Source organism: Duganella sp. LjRoot269 (assembly GCF_964254095.1).
GTDB lineage: Bacteria > Pseudomonadota > Gammaproteobacteria > Burkholderiales > Burkholderiaceae_D > Rugamonas > Rugamonas hordei.
This window is the reverse complement of the sequence record NZ_CAXUSL020000001.1, coordinates 992208-1013187: the sequence shown is the minus strand read 5'-3', so window position 1 is coordinate 1013187 and position 20980 is coordinate 992208. Positions and strand designations below refer to the sequence as shown.

Annotated in this window: 15 protein-coding genes; 3 read left to right on the top strand and 12 right to left on the bottom strand. The window is 65.3% G+C overall.

All coding sequences use genetic code 11. The features are described 5' to 3' along the window. Positions 1–24: 24 nt before the first annotated feature. From ACSQ3S_RS04415 to ACSQ3S_RS04380, 8 genes are all read right to left on the bottom strand, one after another. Positions 25–2424, bottom strand: a complete 2400-nt coding sequence (locus ACSQ3S_RS04415) for a 3-hydroxyacyl-CoA dehydrogenase/enoyl-CoA hydratase family protein (protein WP_436141665.1) — start codon at positions 2422–2424, stop codon at positions 25–27. 18 nt (positions 2425–2442) lie between these two features. Next, complete coding sequence (locus ACSQ3S_RS04410) at positions 2443–4233, bottom strand: acyl-CoA dehydrogenase C-terminal domain-containing protein (RefSeq protein WP_353405026.1); 1791 nt, start codon at positions 4231–4233, stop codon at positions 2443–2445. A 49-nt stretch (positions 4234–4282) separates the two neighbouring features. Then, positions 4283–4903 (bottom strand): TetR/AcrR family transcriptional regulator, encoded by a 621-nt coding sequence (locus tag ACSQ3S_RS04405; RefSeq protein ID WP_436141664.1) that lies wholly within the window; start codon positions 4901–4903, stop codon positions 4283–4285. Positions 4904–5143: 240 nt separating this feature from the next. Beyond that, positions 5144–6355, bottom strand: coding sequence for a DUF4861 family protein (locus ACSQ3S_RS04400; protein WP_436141663.1), 1212 nt, complete (start codon positions 6353–6355; stop codon positions 5144–5146). Position 6356: 1 nt separating this feature from the next. Continuing rightward, positions 6357–7622, bottom strand: coding sequence for a DUF2264 domain-containing protein (locus tag ACSQ3S_RS04395; RefSeq protein ID WP_436141662.1), 1266 nt, complete (start codon positions 7620–7622; stop codon positions 6357–6359). An 18-nt stretch (positions 7623–7640) separates the two neighbouring features. After that, positions 7641–8792, bottom strand: a complete 1152-nt coding sequence (locus ACSQ3S_RS04390; protein WP_436141661.1) for a glycoside hydrolase family 88/105 protein — start codon at positions 8790–8792, stop codon at positions 7641–7643. Between the two features lie 101 nt (positions 8793–8893). Next, positions 8894–10192, bottom strand: a complete 1299-nt coding sequence (locus ACSQ3S_RS04385) for a BNR repeat-containing protein (protein ID WP_436141660.1) — start codon at positions 10190–10192, stop codon at positions 8894–8896. Next, complete coding sequence (locus ACSQ3S_RS04380; protein WP_436141659.1) at positions 10179–13031, bottom strand: TonB-dependent receptor; 2853 nt, start codon at positions 13029–13031, stop codon at positions 10179–10181. The genes ACSQ3S_RS04385 and ACSQ3S_RS04380 overlap by 14 nt, the downstream gene beginning before the upstream one ends. Before the next feature lie 289 nt (positions 13032–13320). Between ACSQ3S_RS04380 and ACSQ3S_RS04375 the strand changes: the two genes are divergently transcribed. Both ACSQ3S_RS04375 and ACSQ3S_RS04370 read left to right on the top strand, forming a co-directional pair. Next, a complete protein-coding gene (locus ACSQ3S_RS04375; RefSeq protein ID WP_353405019.1) occupies positions 13321–14340 on the top strand; it encodes a LacI family DNA-binding transcriptional regulator in 1020 nt (339 codons plus the stop codon). Next, positions 14340–15680, top strand: a complete 1341-nt coding sequence (locus ACSQ3S_RS04370) for an MFS transporter (RefSeq protein WP_413448767.1) — start codon at positions 14340–14342, stop codon at positions 15678–15680. The genes ACSQ3S_RS04375 and ACSQ3S_RS04370 overlap by 1 nt, the downstream gene beginning before the upstream one ends. Here ACSQ3S_RS04370 and ACSQ3S_RS04365 read toward each other — a convergent pair. Then, positions 15677–16060, bottom strand: coding sequence for an RNA-binding S4 domain-containing protein (locus tag ACSQ3S_RS04365; protein ID WP_176655334.1), 384 nt, complete (start codon positions 16058–16060; stop codon positions 15677–15679). The genes ACSQ3S_RS04370 and ACSQ3S_RS04365 overlap by 4 nt on opposite strands. Continuing rightward, a complete protein-coding gene (clsB, locus tag ACSQ3S_RS04360) occupies positions 16057–17220 on the bottom strand; it encodes a cardiolipin synthase ClsB (RefSeq protein ID WP_176655333.1) in 1164 nt (387 codons plus the stop codon). The genes ACSQ3S_RS04365 and clsB overlap by 4 nt, the downstream gene beginning before the upstream one ends. Positions 17221–17323: 103 nt before the next feature. Between clsB and ACSQ3S_RS04355 the strand changes: the two genes are divergently transcribed. Next, complete coding sequence (locus tag ACSQ3S_RS04355; RefSeq protein ID WP_176655332.1) at positions 17324–18136, top strand: substrate-binding periplasmic protein; 813 nt, start codon at positions 17324–17326, stop codon at positions 18134–18136. 1 nt (position 18137) lies between these two features. Here the strand turns inward: ACSQ3S_RS04355 and ACSQ3S_RS04350 are convergent, their stop codons facing one another. Together ACSQ3S_RS04350 and ACSQ3S_RS04345 are read right to left on the bottom strand one after the other, a co-directional pair. Further along, positions 18138–18953 carry an endonuclease/exonuclease/phosphatase family protein gene (locus tag ACSQ3S_RS04350; RefSeq protein WP_436141658.1) on the bottom strand — a complete coding sequence of 272 codons (816 nt, stop codon included), beginning with the start codon at positions 18951–18953 and terminating at the stop codon, positions 18138–18140. A 56-nt stretch (positions 18954–19009) separates the two neighbouring features. Continuing rightward, a complete protein-coding gene (locus tag ACSQ3S_RS04345) occupies positions 19010–20968 on the bottom strand; it encodes a DUF4214 domain-containing protein (RefSeq protein WP_436141657.1) in 1959 nt (652 codons plus the stop codon). Positions 20969–20980 lie beyond the last annotated feature (12 nt).

Below are 20980 nucleotides of genomic sequence, written 5' to 3'. Positions count from 1 at the left end.
CCAGTTTCAGGATCGACATGCCGATTAGTTGCGGACTGGCTTACCGGTCTGCATCATGCCCATGATGCGTTCCTGGGTCTTCGGATGGTTCAGCAGTTCCAGGAAGGCTTTACGCTCCATGTCCAGGAACCACTGCTCGTTCACGAACAAACCCTGGTCGATATCGCCGCCCGACACGATCTCGGCGATCATCTCGCCCAGCTTGAAGTCGTGCGCGGAGATGAAGCCGCCGTCGCGCATGTTGACCAGCTGCGCCTTGATGGTGCCGTAGCCGTAGCGGCCGGTCACCTGCACAGGGGTCTTCAGCGGCGGACGATAGCCCTTGTCGAACATCGCGCGCGCTTCGACCTTGGCCACGTGCAGCAGCTCGTATGGGTTGAACACGATGACGTCGTCTTCCTTCAGGTAGCCCATCGCCTGCGCTTCCAGTGCCGACTTCGACACGTTGGCGGTGGCGGCGTTGGTGAAGCCGGTTTTCAGGAATTGCAGGATGTCGTTGCCCTTGGCTTCCTTGAACGCGCGCACTGCCGCTTCCTTCAGGCCGCCGCCAGCAGGGATCAGGCCCACGCCCACTTCCACCAGGCCGATGTACGATTCGATCGAGGCCACGCGCTTCGACGCGTGCAGCGCCATTTCGCAGCCGCCGCCCAGCGCCAGGCCGGCAACAGCCGCCACCACCGGCACGTTCGAGTATTTCATCGCCATGAAGGTGTCTTGCAGTTCGCGGATGATCGGGTCGACCGCCTTGGCGCCACCCTGCATGAACGCAGGCAGTGCCGATTGCAGGTCGGCGCCGGCCGAGAACGCGCCGCCGTCGGCCGCGTCCGCGCTCCAGATCACCAGGCCCTTGAAGTTTTTCTCGGCTTCGGCCAGTGCTTTGCGGAAGCCGGCGATCACGCCAGGGCTGATGACATGCATCTTGGTTTTCAGCGAGATCACCAGGACGTCGTCGCCCGAGTGCCACAGGCGGACGTCGTCGTCTTCGTGCACGGTGGTGCCGGCGGTGCGGCCGTCGATGGCGCCCGAACCCAAGACCGGTGCGCGGAACTGCTGGCGGTCGTAGACCGACAGGGTCGAACGCGGCACGAACGATTTCGATACTGCCGACCACGAACCTTCGGCGGTGTGCACGCCGCCTTTTTCAGCGACCGGACCTTCGAACACCCAGGCCGGCAGCGGCGCGCTGCACAGCGCCTGGCCGGCATCGATGTCTTCCTTGACCCAGGTTGCGACTTGCGACCAGCCTGCGGCCTGCCACGTTTCAAACGGGCCGACGTTCCAGCCGAAGCCCCAGCGCATGGCGAAGTCGATGTCGCGCGCGTTGTCGGCCACGGTGTCCAGGTGGATCGCGATGTAGTGGAAAGCATCGCGGAAGATCGCCCACAGGAACTGGCCTTGCGGGTTGGTCGATTCGCGCAGCGCCTTCATCTTCTTGACCGGATCCTTTTCCTTCAGGATGCGGGCGATGATGTCGGCGGCCTTGCCGCCGCCGGCGACGTATTCACCGGTGGCGAAGTCCAGGCGCTGGATTTCCTTGCCAACTTTTTTGTAGAAGCCGGCGCCGCTCTTCTGGCCCAGCGCGCCTTTTTCCACCAAGCCCGCCAGCACGGCTGGGGTCTTGTAGACGGCGGCGAACGGATCGTTCGGCAGGTAGTCCTGCATGGTCTTGATCACATGGCCCATGGTGTCCAGGCCGACCACGTCCGCGGTGCGGAAGGTGCCCGACTTGGCGCGCCCCAGCTTGGCGCCAGTCAGGTCGTCGACCACGTCGACGGACAGGCCGAACTTCTCGGCTTCGTGCACGATCGCCAGGATGCCGAACACGCCGACGCGGTTGGCGATGAAGTTAGGCGTGTCTTTTGCGCGGACCACGCCCTTGCCCAGCGTGGTGGTCAGGAAGCCTTCCAGCTGGTCGGAAATTTCCGGCTTGGTGAACTCGGTCGGGATGATCTCGACCAGGTGCATATAGCGCGGCGGGTTGAAGAAGTGCACGCCGCAGTAGCGCGATTTCAGGTCGGCGTCGAAGCCTTCGGACAGCTTGGTGATCGACAGGCCCGAGGTGTTCGAGGCGAAGATCGCGTTGGCGCCGATGTGGGGAGCGACCTTCTTGTACAGGTCGTGCTTCCAGTCCATGCGCTCGGCGATGGCTTCGATGATCAGGTCGCACTCGGCCAGCTTGGCCAGGTCGTCCTCGTAGTTGGCCACTTCGATCAGCGCGGCGTGGTCCTTGTTGCCCAGCGGTGCAGGCGACAGTTTTTTCAGGTTCTCGATGGCGCGCAGGACGATGCCGTTCTTCGGGCCTTCCTTTGCTGGCAAATCGAACAGGACGACCGGCACTTTGGCGTTGACGCAGTGGGCGGCGATTTGCGCGCCCATCACGCCGGCGCCCAGCACGGCTACTTTTTTAACGATGAAATTGGTCATGTCGTTTCCTCTAGGTTCTTAGAACAGGTCGGCGTCGAGTGCCATCAGGTTGGCGGAGCCCGAACGTGCCTGGCGAATCAGGGTTGCAGTTTCCGGCTGCAGGCGGGCGAAGTAGAAGCGCGCCGTGGCCAGTTTGGCTTTGTAGAAATTGTCGCCGCTGTCTTCCTTGGCCAGGGCGATTTTCGCCATCTGTGCGAAGAAGTAGCTGTACACCATGTGGCCGACCACGCGCAGGTAAGGTACGCATGCCGCGCCCACTTCGTCCGGATTCTGGAAGGCTTTCATGCCGATTTCCATGGTCAGCTTGGTGACCTTGTCGCCCAGGTCGCCCAGCGGGGTGACGAATTCGCTCATCGCTTCGTCGGTGCCGTTGTCTTCCACGAAAGCCTTGATCTTCTCGCCGAACTTGCGCAGTTTAGCGCCGTTGTCGCCGAGGATTTTGCGGCCCAACAAGTCCAGCGACTGGATGGTGTTGGTGCCTTCGTAGATCAGGTTGATGCGGGCGTCGCGCACGTACTGCTCCATGCCCCATTCGGAGATGTAGCCGTGGCCGCCGAACACTTGCATCGCTTCCGAGGTGGCGATCCAGGCGTTGTCGGTGATGAAGGCCTTGACGATAGGGGTCAGCAGCGCGACTTCGTCGGCCGCTTCCTTGCGCACGTCTTCGTCAGGGTGGTGCAGTTCACGGTCGATCTGCAGCGCGACATACGAGGTGAAGGCGCGCGCGCCTTCGGCGTAGGCCTTGCCGGTCAACAGCATGCGGCGCACGTCCGGGTGCACGATGATCGGATCGGCTGGCTTGTCCGGTGCCTTCACGCCCGACAGCGAACGCATCTGGATGCGGTCCTTGGCGTAGATCAGCGCGTTCTGGTAGGCGATCTCGGTCAGGCCCAGCGATTGCATGCCCACGCCCAGGCGGGCCGCGTTCATGAACACGAACATGGCGTTCAGGCCCTTGTTCGGCTGGCCGATGATCCAGCCCTTGGCACCGTCCAGGTTCATCTGGCAGGTCGAGTTGCCGTGGATGCCCATCTTCTCTTCGATGGCGCCGCAGGTGATCGGGTTGCGTTCGCCGACCGAGCCGTCTTCCTTCGGCAGGTATTTAGGCACCAGGAACAGCGAGATGCCTTTCGAGCCTTCCGGCGCGTCCGGCACGCGGGCCAGCACCAGGTGCAGGATGTTTTCCGACATGTCGTGTTCGCCGGCCGAGATGAAGATCTTGTTGCCGGTGATCAGCCAGGAGCCGTCGGCCTGCGGCAGCGCTTTCGAGCGCAGCATGCCCAGGTCGGTGCCGCAGTGCGGTTCGGTCAGGCACATGGTGCCGGTCCACTCGCCGGACACCAGCTTCGGCAGGTAGACTTCCTTCTGGTGGTCGGTGCCGTGTTCCTTCAGGCACTCGTAGGCGCCGTGCGACAGGCCGGGGTACATGGTCCAGGCCTGGTTGGCCGAGTTCAGCATTTCGTAGAACGAGTTGTTCAGCACCACAGGCAGGCCCTGGCCGCCGTATTGCGGATCGCAGGCCAGCGCGGCCCAGCCGCCGTCGACGTACTGCTTGTACGCTTCCTTGAAGCCTTTCGGAGTGGTCACGGTATGGGTCGCGGCGTCGTGCTTGCAGCCTTCGCGGTCGCCCGAGTGGTTCAGCGGGAACAGCACTTCGGCGGTGAACTTGCCGCCCTCTTCCAGCACCTGGTTGATGATGTCGGCATCGACTTCGGCGTAGTCCGGCAATGCCTTCAGCTCTTCGCCCACGTTCAGGAATTCGTGCAGAACGAATTGCATATCCCGGATTGGCGCGACGTATTGACCCATGATTTTCTCCTGATGACTACAACTATTGGTTTAGTTTGGTTTGACTTAATTAGTGCTGCGCAACCACCGCTGCCGGCGATTGCGGATTGCGATACGTTTCAATCAAGCGCTCGAAGCCTTTGCCCGCCCGCTCCAGGCTGCCCGGGATGCGCAGGAAGCGCGCATCGTGGTGCAGTGCCAGGATCAGGCCGTACATCTCGTACACCAGCTGCTGCGGGTCGGTGTCCGCCTTCAGGTCGCCGCATTCGACGGCCTGCTTCACGCAGCGCAGCAACGCGCCCTGCCAGGCGCCGACCATCGCCATCAGCTCTTCGCGGATCGGGCCCGGGCGGTCGTCATACTCGACGGCGCCGCTGATGTAGATGCAGCCGGAGGCCACTTCCACGCTGACCCGCTTGACCCAGCGCGCGAACATCGATTTGAGACGCTGGATGCCGCGCGGCTCTTTGACGCTGGGGAAGAAGACTTCCTGCTCGAAGCGGTGGTGGTACAGCTTGAGTACTTCCAACTGCAAATCCTCGCGCGATCCGAAGTGCGCAAACACGCCGGACTTGCTCATGTTCATCTTATCCGCGAGCAATCCGATGGTCAGGCCTTCCAGACCGTCCCGGCTGGCCATATCCAGCGCCACGTCGAGGATTGCGGCGCGTGTCAGTTCACCTTTGCGCATAAATTTAGTTGAGGTATTAATAAGATTTCATCCCAAAGTAAAATTTAATCATGGAGAAAAGAGCATTTTGCTCCAGTTAAATTTACTCCGTGTAAAAAGAATTGCGAACGCTCGTACTATTATCCACCGAGGGGTAAATGTCAAACAGTACCGTTAGAGGTGACGTTCTATTATGTTGACGCAACATGGCTGTTGCCGCCGGGGGACAACGGGCGGCAACAGCGGGGCGAGGGAGGGATGTTACGGCAGGGGGCGCAGGCGGATGGACAACGGTGCCCGCAGGCGGGCGGCATAGGCGGCGACCCGTCGCTGCCAGGCGGCGGCATCGGGCACCTCGCCGGACCAGCTGGCGATGGCGCCCACGTAGTAGCGCAGCGGCTGGCCCGGACGCACCGGCGCCAGGATCAGCTCGTTGGTGGCGTCGGCGGCATAGGCCGGCTCGCCGGCCGGCAGCACGATGGCCACGCCGAAGTCGCCGGCGCTGCGCTGGGTCACCCACTGGGTCAGCGCGCGCGCCGCCGGCAGCGGCGTGGCGGCCACCGTCGGCTGCTGGGGCGCGTAGGCGGGCGTCTTGTTGAGGCCGATGGCGGCGGTCAGCTGCGCCGGCCCGCTGAAGCTGAAGGTGCTGTCGATCTGGTCGAAATCGTGCCCGGCGTCGACCGTGAAGCGCTTCACTTCCGACACGCTGGCGCCGGCCGCGTCCCAGGCGTCGTAGCGGAGCTCGAAGATGGCGCGGATCGGCCCGTTGGCGATGACCTTCCAGCTGGCGTAGTTGCGGCTGGTGTGCAGCAGCTTCCCATCCCAGATGCCGGTGCCGCCGGCGCCGCGCGTGGTGCCGACGCCGTACATGTCCAGGCCCTCGCCCTCGTCCTTGTGATAATGGTCGTGGCCCTTGTTGTACCAGCGGTCGACGACGGGATAGCGCACCCGCTTGAACCAGATGTCGAGCCCGCTGGTCACCAGCACCTCCTTGCCGCTGCCCTGGGCATCCGGCGCGGCCAGCGCCTGGCCATAGGTGCGGTGGGCGATGCGGTCGTTTTCCCACGCGAAATCGTCCAGCCGTTCCGGCACGTAGCGGGCAAAGGCCTGCACCGGGAACGGCGGCGCCACCGCCTCGCTCTTCTCCACCGTGAAACTGGCGCTGTGCTCGCCGGCGGCAAAGTCGTGCTGGAAGATCAGCTCGCCGTATGCGATGCCCTTGCCCTGCGGGTCCTTGGCCTCCGGCGCCACATTGGTCACCTGGTAGGGCAGGCTGCGGCCGGCCGCGTCGCGGACCGTCAGGTGTTGCAGCAATGCGCCCTGCAGGGCCTGATTGACGTCCCTCCACGGCACCGCGATGGTTTCGGCCGGCCGCGCCGCGTCGAGCTCGTGGCTGGCCGTGACCACCAGCCGTTCCGCCGCGCCGGCGGAAGCGCCGGCCAAGGCCAGCAGCAGTGCGTAGCGTGGGCGCATGTCAGTATTTCACCGGATAGTCCTTGGGGAACTGGCGGCCCGAGTAGGCCAGCTTCTGGGTCCAGTCCTGCGCCGGCGCGGTCCAGTAGGGATCGTTCTCCGGCAAGCCCAGCGACAGGAAGCCTTCGGACGCGATGTACATGCTGCCGTTGTTGGAATACCAGTCGCCCAGCTCGGGATGGTGGCCGACGAAGCCGATGGTGAGGAAGCCGTCGCGCGTGAAGTTGCTGGGCGCCGACCATACGGCCTGGTGCGCCGCGTGCAGCGCCGCCCTCACCTGCCCGGCCGGCAGGCTGGCCGGCAGCTGCTTGCGCCAGGCCAGCAGGCCCAGCGGCTGGAACACGGCGGTGCGGTAGGTCAGCGAGCGGCCGATGGGCGGATAGGTGCCGGTCGGCGAGATGAAGCGCTCCAGGTGCTCGCTGTAGCGCTGGGTGCGCTTGAGCGCCTGCGCCAGCAGCTCTTCCGAATTGCCGCCCCAGAAAGGCGTCTTGGCCCGCGCCAGCACTTCCAGGATCTCCACCAGCATCGGATAGATCACGTACGAGTTGTAGTAATCGAAGTGGAAGGCGTCGCCGTCCTTGATCCAGCCGTCGCCGGCATACCACTCGTTGATCTTGCGGACCGCCAGGCTGATGCGCATCTGGTCGTACTGCTCGCCGATCGACATCAGCCAGGCCTCGTTCATCGCGGCGAACAAGATCCAGTTGGTGTAAGGCGGATCGACCCGGCGCAAGCTCTTGATCTCGGTAATGATGCGCTGTTTGGTGGCGCTGTCCAGCGGCACCCACAGCGCCTTGGGTGCCCGCATCAGGGCATTGGTGAAATACGCCGAGTCGACCAGCGCCTGCTCCGGCCCCTTCCACAGCAGATAGTCCGGGTTCTTCGGATCGACGCTGTTGGCATAGCTTTGCAGCGCCAGCTGCTGAAGGCGCTTGCGGGTCTTGCCCTCGGCCGTGCCGTCTTCCGGCAGCGCCAGCCACGGCGCGGCGCCGGCGATCAGGCGGCCGAAGCATTCGAGGTAGGTCACGCCCTGGTCGCGGCCGTCCCAGGTCGGGCTGAGTTCGACCGGGAAATTCTTCTTCAGCTTGCCTTGGGCCATGTTCGACAGCACCGGCTCGGCCATCTTTTGCAGCAGGCCGGCCATGTAGGCGCGCTCGCCGCCGGCGGCCAGCGGCGCGCTGTCGGCGGCGCTGGCGCCGGCGGAGGCCATCAGGCCGGTGGCGGCGGATCCGGCAAGCACCGCCTGCATGAAGTTGCGACGTTCCATAGTGTCTCCGATGTTGATTTATTTTTGATCGAGCAAGCGTACCAGTTCCGCCGACGCCAGCAGGAAAGCGCCGACGCCGAAATCGGCGGTGGAATCCTGGTCCACCACCTGGCCCGGGATCGCGCGGTCGCCGATGGGCTGGACATAGCCGACGCGGCCGTCCGGCTGCAAGGCCACCTTGCTCAGGTAATGCCAGCTCTTGCGCACCACCGGCAGGAACTCGTCGCGCGCCAGCACGCCGTGATTGATGCCCCACAGGTAGCCGTAGGTGAAGAAGGCGGTGCCGCTGGTCTCCGGCCCCGGCGCGTGCAGCGGATCGAGCAGGCTGCGGGTCCAGTAGCCTTCCGGCTGCTGGGCGCGTTTCAGCGCCTGTGCCATGTCCCGGAACCGGGCCATGTATTGCGCGCGGTGCGGATCGTCGGCCGGCAGCTCGTCCAGCACCCGCGCCAGCGCGGCAAACACCCAGCCGTCGCCGCGCGACCAGAAATCCTTCTTGCCGTTGACGCTGGCGTGCGCGGGATAGACATACTTGGCGTCGCGGTAGTACAGCTGCTCGGCCGGGTCGTACATGATGCTGTTGGCGTACTCGAAATACTGGTGCAGCTTGTCCAGGTAGCGGCGGTCGCCGGTGATGCCGTACAGCTTGGTCATCACCGGCATCACCATGTACAGGCCGTCGGACCACCACCAGTAATCGTTGCGCGGCGTGCTCATCTCGTATTCCATCACCTCGCGGGCGCGGGCGATCTTGCGCGGATCCGGCGCCAGCTTGTACAGGTCGGCGTAGGTCTGGAAGCAGATCTGCCAGTCGCCGAACAGCACGTGCTCGTCGGTCTCGCCATAGGTGTGCTGCCAGCGCTCCTTGTCCGTCGAGCGCGCGCCCATCCACTGGTTGTGCGCGGCCCAGGCTTCGGAATAGCGCAGGTACGCCTGGTTGTGCGTGACCTGGTAGGCCGCCATATTTCCCGTGTGGTAGGCCGCCACGTGCCAGAACGACCACTGCTGCGCCGGCGTGGTGCGCTGCCAATGGCCGTTGACCTGGTCGATGATGGCGACCACCTCCGCCCGGCTGCCGCCGATGGCCGCGCCGTCCCCTGCCCGGGTGGCGCAGCCGCCCAGCGTAAAGGCCAGCAGCAGCAAAAATCCTTGCGCGTATTTTTTGAAATTCATGGGACCGTTTGAAAAAAGGGCCGAAGGCGGGGCGGCCTTCGGCATAAACACCCGGGACCCGTCAAGCGGTCCCGGCCTGGAGTGCACTGCCAACAAAAACACTAGGGCTTCCACTGCCACACTTGCACCGGCGACGACACGCCGGCGGACGTGCCCTCGCCGTCCAGCTGCCGCACGTCCTGCACGAACAGGTGCAGCTCGCCGCGGCGCCGCCACAATTCGGTGTCGAACGACGGCTCCCACGCGCCCACCGGCGCCTCGCCCAGGTCGCGCACGGTCCAGCGCGGCCGGCGCAGATCGGCGATGCTGGCCACCGAGACCTTGTTGCCACGCTCGGCATCGCGGAACACCAGCAGGGCCGCGTGGCCATCCACCATGACCTGCGGCCGCGCAATCGGAATCGCCTTGGTGCCCAGGCCGGCAAGCGAAAACGGCGTGCGGCGGAAATCCAGGTCCAGCTGGCGCCAGGCGCCGCCGTCGCGATACAGCAGGTGGTACTGCGGCACCGCCGAGCCGGCCGCGCGCCAGTAGCTGGCGATCACCGGCTCGCCGTCGGCACCGGCCGCCATCGAGGTCTGGTTGATCAGCTCGCTGCTCTGCGGAATGCGCGCCGCGTACTCGGCGCTGTCCGCCGTGATCGGCAGCGTGTAGCGCTCGCCGCCGCTGCGTTCCCACGTCAGGCCGCCGTCGCGCGAGCGGGCGTAGGCCATGTCGTGGTTGCTGGCCACGTCCGGCGATTCGCGCCACACCCACGACAGGTGGATGGTGCCGGCGCGGTCGACAAACGCCTGCCAGTAGGCGCTGCGCCGCCCTTCCCCGCCGATCAGGTTGCTGTGCAGCCGGGTCCAGCTGGCGCTGGCCACGTCGTAACGGTTCATCACCAGGTTGCCGTGGCCGGAACCGCCGTCACGGTAGAGGAACAGCAGGCCGCCGTCCGGGCAGCGGAAGAACTCGGGATAGCTGACCGAGGCCTCGTCCCGGCCCAGCATCGCTGTTTCCGGCGTCAACTCCAGCGCGCCGGGGCGGATGCCGCGCGCATAGCGCAGGCGCTGGTTGTGCGCGTCCCACGCCAGGTGCAGATAGCCCGCGCCGTCGGCCATGATGCTGATGCTGTTGTGCGCGTCCGCCGCGTTGCCGCGATACGGCGTGCGCCGCAGCGTCCAGCGTGCCGTGCCCAGCTTGCGCTTGCCCAGCACCACCATCGCATCCTTGTCGTAGAAGGCGATGTACTGCGTGTCGCCGTCCGATACCAGCGAGTTCTTGCGGAACACCACGGCGTTGACCGAGTTGTTGGCCCAGCCCGGCGCGACGTCGACCACGCGCGCGGGGCCGGCCGCGCCGGCCGCCTGCGACGCGATGGCCAGGCAGGCCAACAACATCAGGCGCTTAGAACTTGCCACGCAGTCCAACCTTGATGGTGCGGCCGTCGTACTTGGCATAGTCCATGCGCGTCTTCTTGCCGCTGCCATACTTGCCGCTGACGTCCTCGAAGTAGTCGTAGGCCAGCGTATTGGACAGGTTCAAGGCATCGATGCGCAGTTCCAGCTGCTCGCTGATCTTGTAGCTGGCGTTGGCGTCCAGGTAGCCGCGGCCGGCGTGCCAGCGGATCAGGTCGTCGCCGGTGTTGCGCGGGCTGTCCGGATGCAGCGAGCGGTCCTTGTAGTTGTAGGACATGCGCAGCGCCAGCGGGCCGTTCTCGTAGTAGACCGTGGTGCTGTAGGCAAACTTGGGCACGGAATTGACATTCATGTCCTTGCCCGCGTTGCTGATCCACGGCACGCTGTTGAACGGATTGATGTGGGTGTAGCTGGCCAGCGCGCCCAGGCCCTTGAACGGTTCCGGCAGGAAGGTGAACGCCTGCTGGTAGGCCAGCTCGAAGCCCTTCAAGGTCTGCTCGCCGGCATTGGTGTAGCTGCGCAGGGTCATCGGCAGGTTCGGATCGACGTGGCCGCTGGCGTCGTAGAAGATCGCCCCCAGCGCCGTGTCCGGCAGGCCCAGCTTGCCGAAGGTGGTGTTGGTGGTGTTGGCCACGGTGGCGTCGGTCAGCTCCTTCTTGAACACGGCGCCCGACAGCAGGCTGCCCGGGGCGAAATACCATTCCAGGCTGGTGTCCAGGTTCTTCGACTGCTGCGGCTTCAGGCCGGGATTGCCGGAGGTGGCCGAGTTATCGAAGGGATTCGGTATCGTGGTCTGCGCGGCGATGATGGCCAGCGACGCGCGGCTGACCGTCTTGCCCCACGACGCGCGCCACATCAGGGCATCGGTCAGGTCGAAGGCGCCGCTGAGCGCCGGCAGCACATTGCTGTAGGTGCCCTTTTCGTGATTCGGCGCATAGACCAGGCTGGCGCCCTGCTGCTTGAAGTTGTCGATCTCGGTCTCGGTGCGCGAGTAGCGCACGCCGGCGTTCAGGCGCAGCTCGTGGCCGCCCACCTCGCCCTTGAAGTCGGACTGGACGAAGCCGGTGGTGACTTTTTCCGCCGCCGTGAAGCTTTGCGCCGGCGTGAACGCCGACGCCGGATTGAAGGCCAGCGGATCGAAGGTCGAGTAGGTCGAGGCGCGCGTGAACGTGCCGAACGCGTGCGGCCAGCCCGGGCCCATGTCGAGGTTGTCGATCGGCAGCGTGGTGGTCATGATGCCGCGCATGCCGGTGTTGCCCAGCGAATTCAGCTTGGCCGTCGCCTGGGTGGTGCCGTTGCGCTTGTTGATGCCCTTGGTGGTTTCCACGTACACGGTGCCGGCCTTCAGGTGGCCGGTCCAGTCGCCGGGCAGCTGGTAGTCCCAGTCGGCGACCAGGCGGCCCTGCTTGCCGTGGTCGGTTTCCTTGGTCCAGGTGGTGCCGATGCCGAAGCCCTGGTAGTTGTTCACGTCGGTATAGCTGGTGGTGGAGGAGACCGATGGATAGACATGGTCGGCCCCGTAGTCGATGGTCGAGTCGACGCCGAAGATCTGGCCCGACAAGGTGTCCTGGTAGCTGAGCGCGGTGCTGTTGTTGCCGCTGACCTGGCCGGTCAACACCAGTTCCTTGGTGGCGGCCCAGCGGCCGTTCAACGACATGTAGCCGAACTTGGTTTCGTCTTCGCTGTAGGTCACGCCGCTGCTGTACGAGGTGTTGCCGAAGGTACCGGTCAACAGATTGGACGCCGGATCGATGTGCACGTTCAGCGGCACGAAACCGCTGTGACCGGTCTGGCCGGCCGGCGCGGCGCGGTTGGTGGTCTTGCTGTTGCGCACCAGGATGCCCATGTACATTTCATCGCGGGTGTTCTTCAGCTGCGATCCCAGCACGTCCAGGCTGATGTTGACGTCACCGTTCTTGTACTGCAGCGAGGACACCAGGCCGTCGCGGGTGCGGTCGTTGGCCGAACCGTAGAAGCGGTAGATGCGCGGCAGCAGCGCGTTGTCGATCTGGTCGCGGGTGTAGCCGCCCAGGTTGGCGCGCGGGTCGTCATAATCCAGCTGCACGGCGAAGGTGCCCTTGACCGGGCTCTGGCTGCCGCGCGTCGAGCTGTTGTAGCCGCCGGTCGCCTCGAAGCCGGAGCGGTTGTTGACGCTGGCCGAGTGCGAGCCACCCACCAGGAAACCCCAGTTGCCCCAGGTGTTGGAAAACAGCGCGAAGCCCATCGGATCGGCGTGCTTGGACATGGTGTTGTACTGCTCGGAAATCGCGTAGCGGATGGTGCGCTTGGGATTGTCGAACGGGCGCGGGGTTTGCAGGTCGACCACGCCGCCGATGCCGCCTTCGCTCAGCTCGGCCAGCGGCGACTTGTAGAAGTCGACGCGGCCAAACAGTTCCGACGCGAACACGTCGTAGTTGAAGCCGCGCGCGGCGCTGCCGATGGTGCTGGTCGAGGTGGTGTTGACCGGCGCGCCGTTGAGCGTGGTCACCGAGTATTCGGTCGGCAGGCCGCGGATCGAAATGCGCTGGCCCTCGCCCGAGCTGTCGTCGCGGTTGAGGATGATGCCGGGCACCCGCTGCAGCGATTCGGCGATGTTCGCCTCGGGGAATTTGCCGATGTCCTCGGCCACGATGGAGTCGCGCACGCCGATGGCCTGCTGTTTCAGGTTCAAGGCTTTTTGCAGGCTGGAGCGGAAGCCGGTGACCACCACCGTGGTCGGCTCGGCGGCGCCGTCGGCCGGCGCTGGCGCGGCCGGCGGCGGCGTCTCCTGCGCGGCGGCGTTCGCCCCGTAGGCGGCAGCCAGAGCCAGCGGCAGCAGAGTGGCGAGTAGTTTCTTACGCATTATTTCCCCCGTTGTTGTATGCAACAATCTAAAAGTTCACTGTGTAGTTTTTTTCACGCCACGCCGGTGTCTCCTGAAAAGCGTGCCGCGCTGCTGCTGCCTGATTTTTTGGCATATCGCATGTGGTCACGTTACCACCCATTGAACTCATCGTACAACTTAATTTTTCAGCACTGCCCGTGAAATGCACGTATCTATTTGATTTTTATCAGAAATAAATTTGATGGAAGAGCAATTAAGGATGTGGTATCGTGACCACATCCTGATCTCCAGCAACTCATTCGCACACATGGCAAAATCGAGCAAACTCAGTGAAGTGGCGAAAATCGCCGGGGTCTCGCCCATCACCGCCTCGCGCGCGATCCGCGGCACCGGCTACGTGTCCGAGGCGGCGCGCACGCGCGTGATGGCGGCGGCGGCGCAGCTGAACTACACGCCCGACATGCTGGCGCGCCGCATGCGCGGCGATAAAAGCAAGCTGATCGGCGTGTTCGTCAACAACTATGGCTCGCTGGTGCTGCATGAAATCACCAAGGCCATCAGCGACGAGGCGCGGCGCCAGGGCTACGACATCCTGCTGTTCAACGCCGAGCGCTTCGACCTGCCCAGCCGCACGGAAACCTGCGCCATGCTGAGCCAGCTGTGCGCCGGCCTGGTGCTGCTGTTGCCCAACGCGGCCGACGGCTACCTGGCGGTGGTCGAGCGCCAGAGCCTGCCCTGCGTGTTTGTCGGCTTCGACGCGCGTCCGGTCAACCTGCCGGTGGTGGTGGTGGAAAACCGCGCCGGCGCCCGCACGGCGGTCGAGCACCTGCTGTCGCTGGGCCACCGCCGCATCGCCTTCATCGGCGGCACGGCCGGCACCGGCCAGGGCGCCGAGCGCCTCAAGGGCTACCACGACGCGCTGCGGGCGGCCGGCGTGACGGCCGATCCGGCGCTGGCGGTGGACGGCAATTTCTCGCAGACGGGCGGCTATGCCGCGGCCGAAAAACTGCTGTCGCTGGACACCCCGCCCACCGCCATCTTCGCCGCCAACGATGAAACCGGCTTCGGCGCCATCGACGCCATCCACAGCCGGGGCTTGAAGGTGCCGGACGATATCTCGGTGATCGGCTTCGACGACATCTCGACCTCCAGCTTTGTCCATCCGCCGCTGACCACGATGCGCCAGCCCAACGCCGACATGGCGGCGCGCGCCGTCAACGAATTGCTGGCGCAGATACAGGGCGGCGAGAAGCAGGCCCAGCGCATCGGTTTCCCGATGAACCTGGTGCTGCGCAGTTCCACCGGGCCGCTGCGCCGGCCGGACTGATGGACAGCGACGGCGCCATGGCCGGCCCCCGCCCCGTCGGCCAGCGCGCTGCCTGGGGCCTGGCCTCGGCCGGCCTGCTGGCGGTGCTGTTCTGGCTGCTGGTGGGCGACCTGGCGATCTCGATCCGCGAACGGGCCGCGCTGCCCAGCGGGCTGGAACTGCTGCGCCGCAACGGCGCCTCCGACACCACCACCTCGCTGCTGATGTCGACCGTGCCGGCGCTGCTGAGCGTGCTGCTGGTGCCCTTGCTCGGCTACCACTCGGACCGCCTGCGCAGCCGCTGGGGCCGGCGCCGGCCCTTCCTGCTGGCGGTGGCGCCGGTGGGCTGCGCCGCCATGCTGGGCCTGGCCTGCTCGCCGGCGCTGGGCGCGCTGGCCGACGCCGCGCTGGGCGCGCTGTCGCCGGGACGCCGCCTGTGCAACCTGGCCGCCTTCAGCCTGTTCTGGACCATCTTCGAATGCGCCGGCATCAGCGCCGCGTCGCTGTTCACCGGCCTGGTCAACGACGTCGTGCCGCAGGGACTGCTGGGACGCTTTTACGCCGCCTTCCGCATCGTCGGGCTCAGCGTCGGCATCGCCTTCAACACCTGGGTGTTCGCGCTGACCGACCACTACCTGAGCGAGATCCTGCTGGCCATCGGCGTCGTGTTCGGCCTGGCGCTGCTGCTGGTGTGCCTGATGGTCAAGGAGCCGGCCTGCGGCGCGCAGGACGACGGCCGGCGCGCCGGCGGCTGGCGCGCGCTGGCCGTGCCGCGCGCCCACGTGCTGGCCTGCTTCGCCCACCGCCCCTTCCTGTGGGCGGTGGCGGCCTTCATGCTGGCCAGCGTCACCTTCAATCCCTTCAATACGTTTTACCAGTACTACGCCCACCTGTCCGGCATCCCGAAGGCGACGCTGGGCACGCTGACGGCCTACGGCTATGCCGTCTCCATCGCGTCCGCGTTCGGCATCGGCTGGCTGGTCGACCATTACGGCGCGCTGCGCGTGTCCAGCCTGATCATGGGGGTGTACTGCGCGGCGGCCGCGATCGGCTACCTGAGCCTGGGCAACCCGGCCTGCTTCCCGTGGTTTTACCTGGCCCATGTGGTGGTGTCCGGCGCCTGGTTCACGGCGGCGGCATCGATGCCGATGGCGCTGTTCCCCAGGGCCCAGTTCGTGCAATACAACTCGACCAAGGATTTGATGGTTGTGCTGGGCAATATCCTGGTCAGCGGCGTGCAGGGGCCGGTGCTCGACCTGTCCGGCCACGACTATCGGCTGACGCTGCTCAGCGGCGCCCTGTTCGCGCTGCTGTGCGTGCTGTGCCTGGCCCGCCTGCAGGCGCGACCGATGCCTGTCTAGTCGTAATCGCCGGCCTTGCCCAGCTGGCGCCGGTCGCGCTTGGTGGGACGGCCCTTGAAGTCCGCGCTCGGTTCGCGGAACATGCGGCGGTTCTCGGCCACGGCGGCGCGCCGGGCGACGCTGAGGTCGGTTTCTTCGTACAGGTTGCGCGCGATCGGCGCGGCGGCGCGCACGTCCGACAGGTTCATCACGTCGACCTCCCAGCGGTCCGAGCCGTTGTCGATGTCCAGCTGGTCGCCGACGCGCACCGCGCGCGCCGGCTTGACCTTGTCGCCGCCCAGCCTGACCTTGCCGCTGTCGACGGCCTCGGTGGCCAGCGAACGGGTTTTAAAGAAGCGCGCGGCCCACAACCACTTGTCCAGTCTGACACTATCGCTCAAGCGTACTTCCCCACGGCAAAGACACGCATCAGCATCTTGTAGCAGAAAAAGGCTATCTCGTAGCCGATGCGGCGGAAGCGGCCGACGTGTTCGAAATCGGCGTAATGGATTTCCACGCCGTCGGCGATCGCCGCCTCGATATGCCGGCGCAGGCTTTGCGCAAAGGCGGCGTCCTTGATCACGACATTCGCTTCCTGGTTCAAAAACAGGCTCAAGCCGTCCACATTGCTCGAGCCCACGGTGGCCCAGTCGTCGTCGATGACGGCAACCTTCGCATGCAACTGGGTCTTGTGATATTCCACCACTTTGACGCCGGCCGCAAGCAGCTTCGGATAGAAGGAATGCGCGACCGCATCCTGCAGCCAGATTTCGCCGACGCCGATCAGCAGCGTGACCTCGACGCCGCGCTCGGCGGCGGCGGCCAGCGCGTGGCGGAAGCGCGCGCCCGGCGCGAAATACGGATTGGCCAGCAGCACGCTCTTGCGCGCCCGGCCCAGCGCCTGCAGATAGGCGCGCTGTATGGTCCGGCGGTTGCGCAGGTTGTCGCGCACCACGAAGCCGGCCTGGACCATGTTCTGCGTGGCGCGCTTGTTGACCTTGCGCATGTCGCGGTACAGGCCGATCCGCTTCATGATGCCCAGCTTGCCCATCCGGCGCCATTGCGTCTGCGCCTCCAGCTGGATCGCCCCCACCAGCGGGCCGCGCACCTGCACCGCGAAATCCCAGCGCGGCGCCGACAGGCTGATCGCGTGGTTGTAGTCGCAGTACATGTCGTCGTTGATGTTGATGCCGCCGACGAAGGCGATCTCGCGGTCGACCACGCAGATCTTGCGGTGGGTGCGCGTGACGCCGCGCCTGAACCAGGGATTGAACACGCGGTGCTCGACGCCCGCCGCCACCAGCTTCTCGTGCATGCTGTTGACCTGGCGGCGGCCGGTGCCCCACCAGTCGGTAATCATGCGCACCTGCACGCCGCGCTGGGCGGCGCCGGTCAGCGCAGCCTGCACCGCGAGTCCGGTGGCGTCGCCGGCAAAGATATAGGTCTCGAAATATACCTCGTAGCGGGCGGCGTCGATGGCGGCTATCAGCGCGGGAAAGAAGTCGGTGCCCGTGTGCAGGAGCGTGACTTCGTTATCGGCAAGGAAATTGACTGTGCGCATAACTGGATTCTAACCCCGGGCGACGAGATCAGGCGCTCCCGTGGAAACAAGTCTATAATAAATTGCAACCCTATTGTGAGGGCTAACGCTCGGAGCGCTATGCATGGGAGCACGATTGCTGACCCGTAGTCTGTCGATGATGCTGCTGGCGTCCTGGCTGCAGGCCGCGGCGGCCGAGCCTCCGGCGGCTTGCGCCAAGGTGGTGGTGTCCGCCGATCCCGACTATCCCCCGCTGCACTGGTACGACGGCAAGGAGTTGCGCGGCCCCAGCGTCGAGCTGGCCGCGCGCGTCCTGGCCGATCTGCAAATCCCCTACGAAGTGCGCTATGTCGGCCCATGGAAACGCGTGCTGGCCAATGCCGCGGTCGGCAAGGTCGACCTGGTGGCGACCCTGAAGATCCAGCCCGAACGCGAACGCTACCTGGACTTCGTGCGCACGCCGGCGTTTCCGAATCCTGTGGCGGTGTTCGTGCAGCGCCAGCGCGCCTTCATCTTCAACAACTGGCAGGACCTGGCCAGCCACAAGGGCGGCATCGCGCTGGGCAATACCTTCGGCCAGGCGTTCTCGGAGTTTGCCGCCAGCCATTTGCAGCTGGAGGAATCGGGCACCGCCGACACCAATTTCCGCAAGCTGGCCCTGGGCCGCATCGACTATTTCATCAGCGGCCTGTTCACCGGCGAAGCATGGCTGGCGCGCCATCGCCAGGGCGAGCAGTTCATGGCGATGCGGCCCTTCCTGGCCGAGGACAAGAATTACTACGCCTTCGCCAAAACCAGCCCCTGCGTCAAGTATCTCGACGCGTTTGAAGCACGGCTCAAGGAGCTGGTGGCCAACAAGACCAACATCGCCATGCTCAACGTCAGCCTGCAGACCCTGGACGTCAAGCTCGACAGCGCAACGCTGAGCCGCAAATAACTCAGGCCAGCGTCAGGTTGGCGACGATGGGGGCGTGATCGGACAGCTTGGCCCACAGGCTGCCGTGCATCACCTCCGCCGCGTCGACCTTGAAGCCGCGCACGTAGATGCGGTCCAGGCGGAAGAACGGCAAGGCCGCCGGGAAGGTGCGGGCCGGGTTGACGCTGGATTTGCGGCGCAGCGTGCGCACGATCTCGTCCAGCGTGGAGTTGGAGCCGATCTGGTCGAAGGCCTCGACCACGCCCAGCGCGTTGCGCAGTTCGCCGCCCAGGGTGTTGCGCCAGTCGTTGAAATCGCCGGCGATGATGACCGGTTCGCCGTTCGGCGCCGACTCGCGCACGGCCGAGATCAGCGCCTGGGTCTGGCGCCGGCGGCCGGCCTCGAACAGGCCGAGGTGGACCACAAAGCAGTGCACGGCGCCGTGCGGCGTATTCAGCGCGCAGTGCAGGATGCCGCGCTGTTCGTAGGCGTGGTCGGACACATCGTGGTTGGCCTGGTTGGCGATCGGATAGGCGCTCAGCAGAGCGTTGCCGTGATGGCCGTGGTCGTAGATCGCGTTCATGCCGTAGGCGCTATGCGCATGGCGCGACTCGCCGGCAAAATATTCATGCTGCGCCGCAGCGGGCCAATGCTTGTGGCCCAGATGTTCGGCCCCGTATTTGGCGGCTTTCAAGTCGTGCTTGCCCTGCACCTCTTGCAAAAAAACCACATCGGCATCGAACAGGCCGATGGCCTGCTTCAGCGCCAGCACCCGAGGCTCGGCGCGGATTGCTGACACGCCCTTGTGGATATTGTAGGTGGCTACGCGAATTTTCATGGGGCTATTCTAACCCCGAGTCCGCAATCAGCTCCACACGGTAACATCAGCGGATATCAAGCGTGGGCCCATCCATGCTCGACGGTGCCGATGCCGACCAGCACCACCTCCGGCGCGCCGGACTGGGTACCGCCCGACATCGACGCGACCGTCTGCATCACCGTGCTCTCGTAGCTGAGCAGGCTGGTGCTCTGGCTGACTCCGTCGAGCAAGGCCCGCGCGACCGACGCGGCGGCGTCGCCCGCATAGCTGCTCTGTTCCTTCGGCGTGTCGAGCAGCGCGGTGAAGTTGGCGGCCACGGTCAGCCTGTTAAGCACCAGCGCGCCATCGAGCAGCCCTTGGGCGGTGGTATTGCCCTCCGCGCCGGCCATGATGTTGAGCGCGGCGACGCCACGCGCCAGCCCCGCGTCCAGCGCGCCGGCCCAGAAATTCAAGCCCTCCGTATCCGGTACACGGCTCAGCAGGTGCGCATAGATCGCGGTGACGAAATCCTTGTTGGTACCGTGATACAGCGCGGCCGACTCCACGCTGTTGCCGAAGCTGTCCACCAGCGCCTTGACGGTGGCGTTGGTGCTGTAGGCGTCGGCGAAGGCCTGCGTGGTGGTCGGCGTGGCGGCGGCCACCAGCTGGTTGACCATCGCGTTCAGGCCGCCGCTATCGGCCGGACGGCCGAAATACGCCACGTAGAATTTCTGCGCCATCGCCACATATTTGGCCTGCACCGGATCGTCGGCCACACTGGCCAGGCTCAGCGACATCGTGCCATCCGCAAAACTCAGGCGTTCGATATTGCTCAGGGTGTCGCTCTGACCGGGGTCGGTGCGCGACGTCACCGTATAGCCACCGCTGACGGCCGCCAGCGTATAGGTGCTGAAGTTGCCCGTGTAGGCCGCGGTATCGGTGCCGGTGCCGCCGTCGATGACGTTGTGGCCGCCATTGCCCTGCAGGCGGTTGCTGCTGCTGTTGCCGATCAGCGTATCGTCGCCGCTGCCGCCGGTGGCGTTTTCAATCACCGCGCCGTAGGCGATCGCCAGGTCGTTGGTGCCGTCGTAGGTGCCGACCGGCGGCGGCGTCTGCCAATTGATGCCGGCGCCGGTGTCGGACGGAATATGAATGGACGAATAATGCCCCTGCTGCAGGTCGATCAGCGAGCCGGCGGTGAAATTGGCGATCGAAATGGTATCGATGCCGCCGGCGTCCCAGATGGTACTGATGAACGGCGTGGCGGGATCAAAGGTATAGGTGTCGTTAGCGGTGTGGTAGGTCGTGTTCGCGCCGTACAGGTATTGCATCACCGCGATGTCGTACAGCATCGGCGTGCTCGGCACCACGTCGTAGGACTTCCACGATGCCGAGCTACCGCTTTGCGTGACGTCGACGAACAGGCTGCGCGGCGCGTCGTCGTAGGCCATCACCGAGTACTGGCGGTTGGCGTGCGCTGCATCCAGCACCGCGCCGTCTTCGAACGGATGCTTCAGGCCCAGCGCATGGCCCAGCTCATGGATCAGGGACATGTAATTGTACGAGCCGACCGACCAGTCACTGCTGCTGGCGCCCGAGGAAGTGGTGCTGATCCACACATCGCCGCCGGACGGATAACTGCTATTCGGATAGCTGGCCCAGCCCCAGGCGGCGCCGCCGTCGCTGGTGTTTTGCGTGGCCGAGGTCCAGGCGAAGCGGATGTCGCCGACCGTGGTGGCGGTGTCGACCACTTTTACCGGCGTGATGTTGGCCACGTTGGCCCAAGACTGCAAGGCGGCCGTCGCGGCGGCCTGCTGTACCGCGTTCAGTCCGTAGTGCTGGCTGGCGGTGGGTTCGCCCAGATCGGAATAGCTGCCGCCGCCAGGCCCGCTGAAGACCGCCGAGGCGCCGCCGGCAAACGGGAAGCTGTAGGTGATGGTGATGCCGCTGCCGGCGACGCCGCCCCATTTGGTGCCGGCCAGCAAAGCATCGATGCTCAGCGTGCCGGTATCGTTTACCTGCGTGGTGGGACTGGACGTGGTGGGGCTGCTCATACCGGTTCTCCT

Coding starts and splice junctions, on each gene's coding strand:
- ACSQ3S_RS04415 (WP_436141665.1), bottom strand. CDS start 2,424: ATGACCAATTTCATCGTTAAAAAAGTAGCCGTGCTGGGCGCCGGCGTG.
- ACSQ3S_RS04410 (WP_353405026.1), bottom strand. CDS start 4,233: ATGGGTCAATACGTCGCGCCAATCCGGGATATGCAATTCGTTCTGCAC.
- ACSQ3S_RS04405 (WP_436141664.1), bottom strand. CDS start 4,903: ATGCGCAAAGGTGAACTGACACGCGCCGCAATCCTCGACGTGGCGCTG.
- ACSQ3S_RS04400 (WP_436141663.1), bottom strand. CDS start 6,355: ATGCGCCCACGCTACGCACTGCTGCTGGCCTTGGCCGGCGCTTCCGCC.
- ACSQ3S_RS04395 (WP_436141662.1), bottom strand. CDS start 7,622: ATGGAACGTCGCAACTTCATGCAGGCGGTGCTTGCCGGATCCGCCGCC.
- ACSQ3S_RS04390 (WP_436141661.1), bottom strand. CDS start 8,792: ATGAATTTCAAAAAATACGCGCAAGGATTTTTGCTGCTGCTGGCCTTT.
- ACSQ3S_RS04380 (WP_436141659.1), bottom strand. CDS start 13,031: ATGCGTAAGAAACTACTCGCCACTCTGCTGCCGCTGGCTCTGGCTGCC.
- ACSQ3S_RS04375 (WP_353405019.1), top strand. CDS start 13,321: ATGGCAAAATCGAGCAAACTCAGTGAAGTGGCGAAAATCGCCGGGGTC.
- ACSQ3S_RS04370 (WP_413448767.1), top strand. CDS start 14,340: ATGGACAGCGACGGCGCCATGGCCGGCCCCCGCCCCGTCGGCCAGCGC.
- clsB (WP_176655333.1), bottom strand. CDS start 17,220: ATGCGCACAGTCAATTTCCTTGCCGATAACGAAGTCACGCTCCTGCAC.
- ACSQ3S_RS04355 (WP_176655332.1), top strand. CDS start 17,324: ATGGGAGCACGATTGCTGACCCGTAGTCTGTCGATGATGCTGCTGGCG.
- ACSQ3S_RS04350 (WP_436141658.1), bottom strand. CDS start 18,953: ATGAAAATTCGCGTAGCCACCTACAATATCCACAAGGGCGTGTCAGCA.
- ACSQ3S_RS04345 (WP_436141657.1), bottom strand. CDS start 20,968: ATGAGCAGCCCCACCACGTCCAGTCCCACCACGCAGGTAAACGATACC.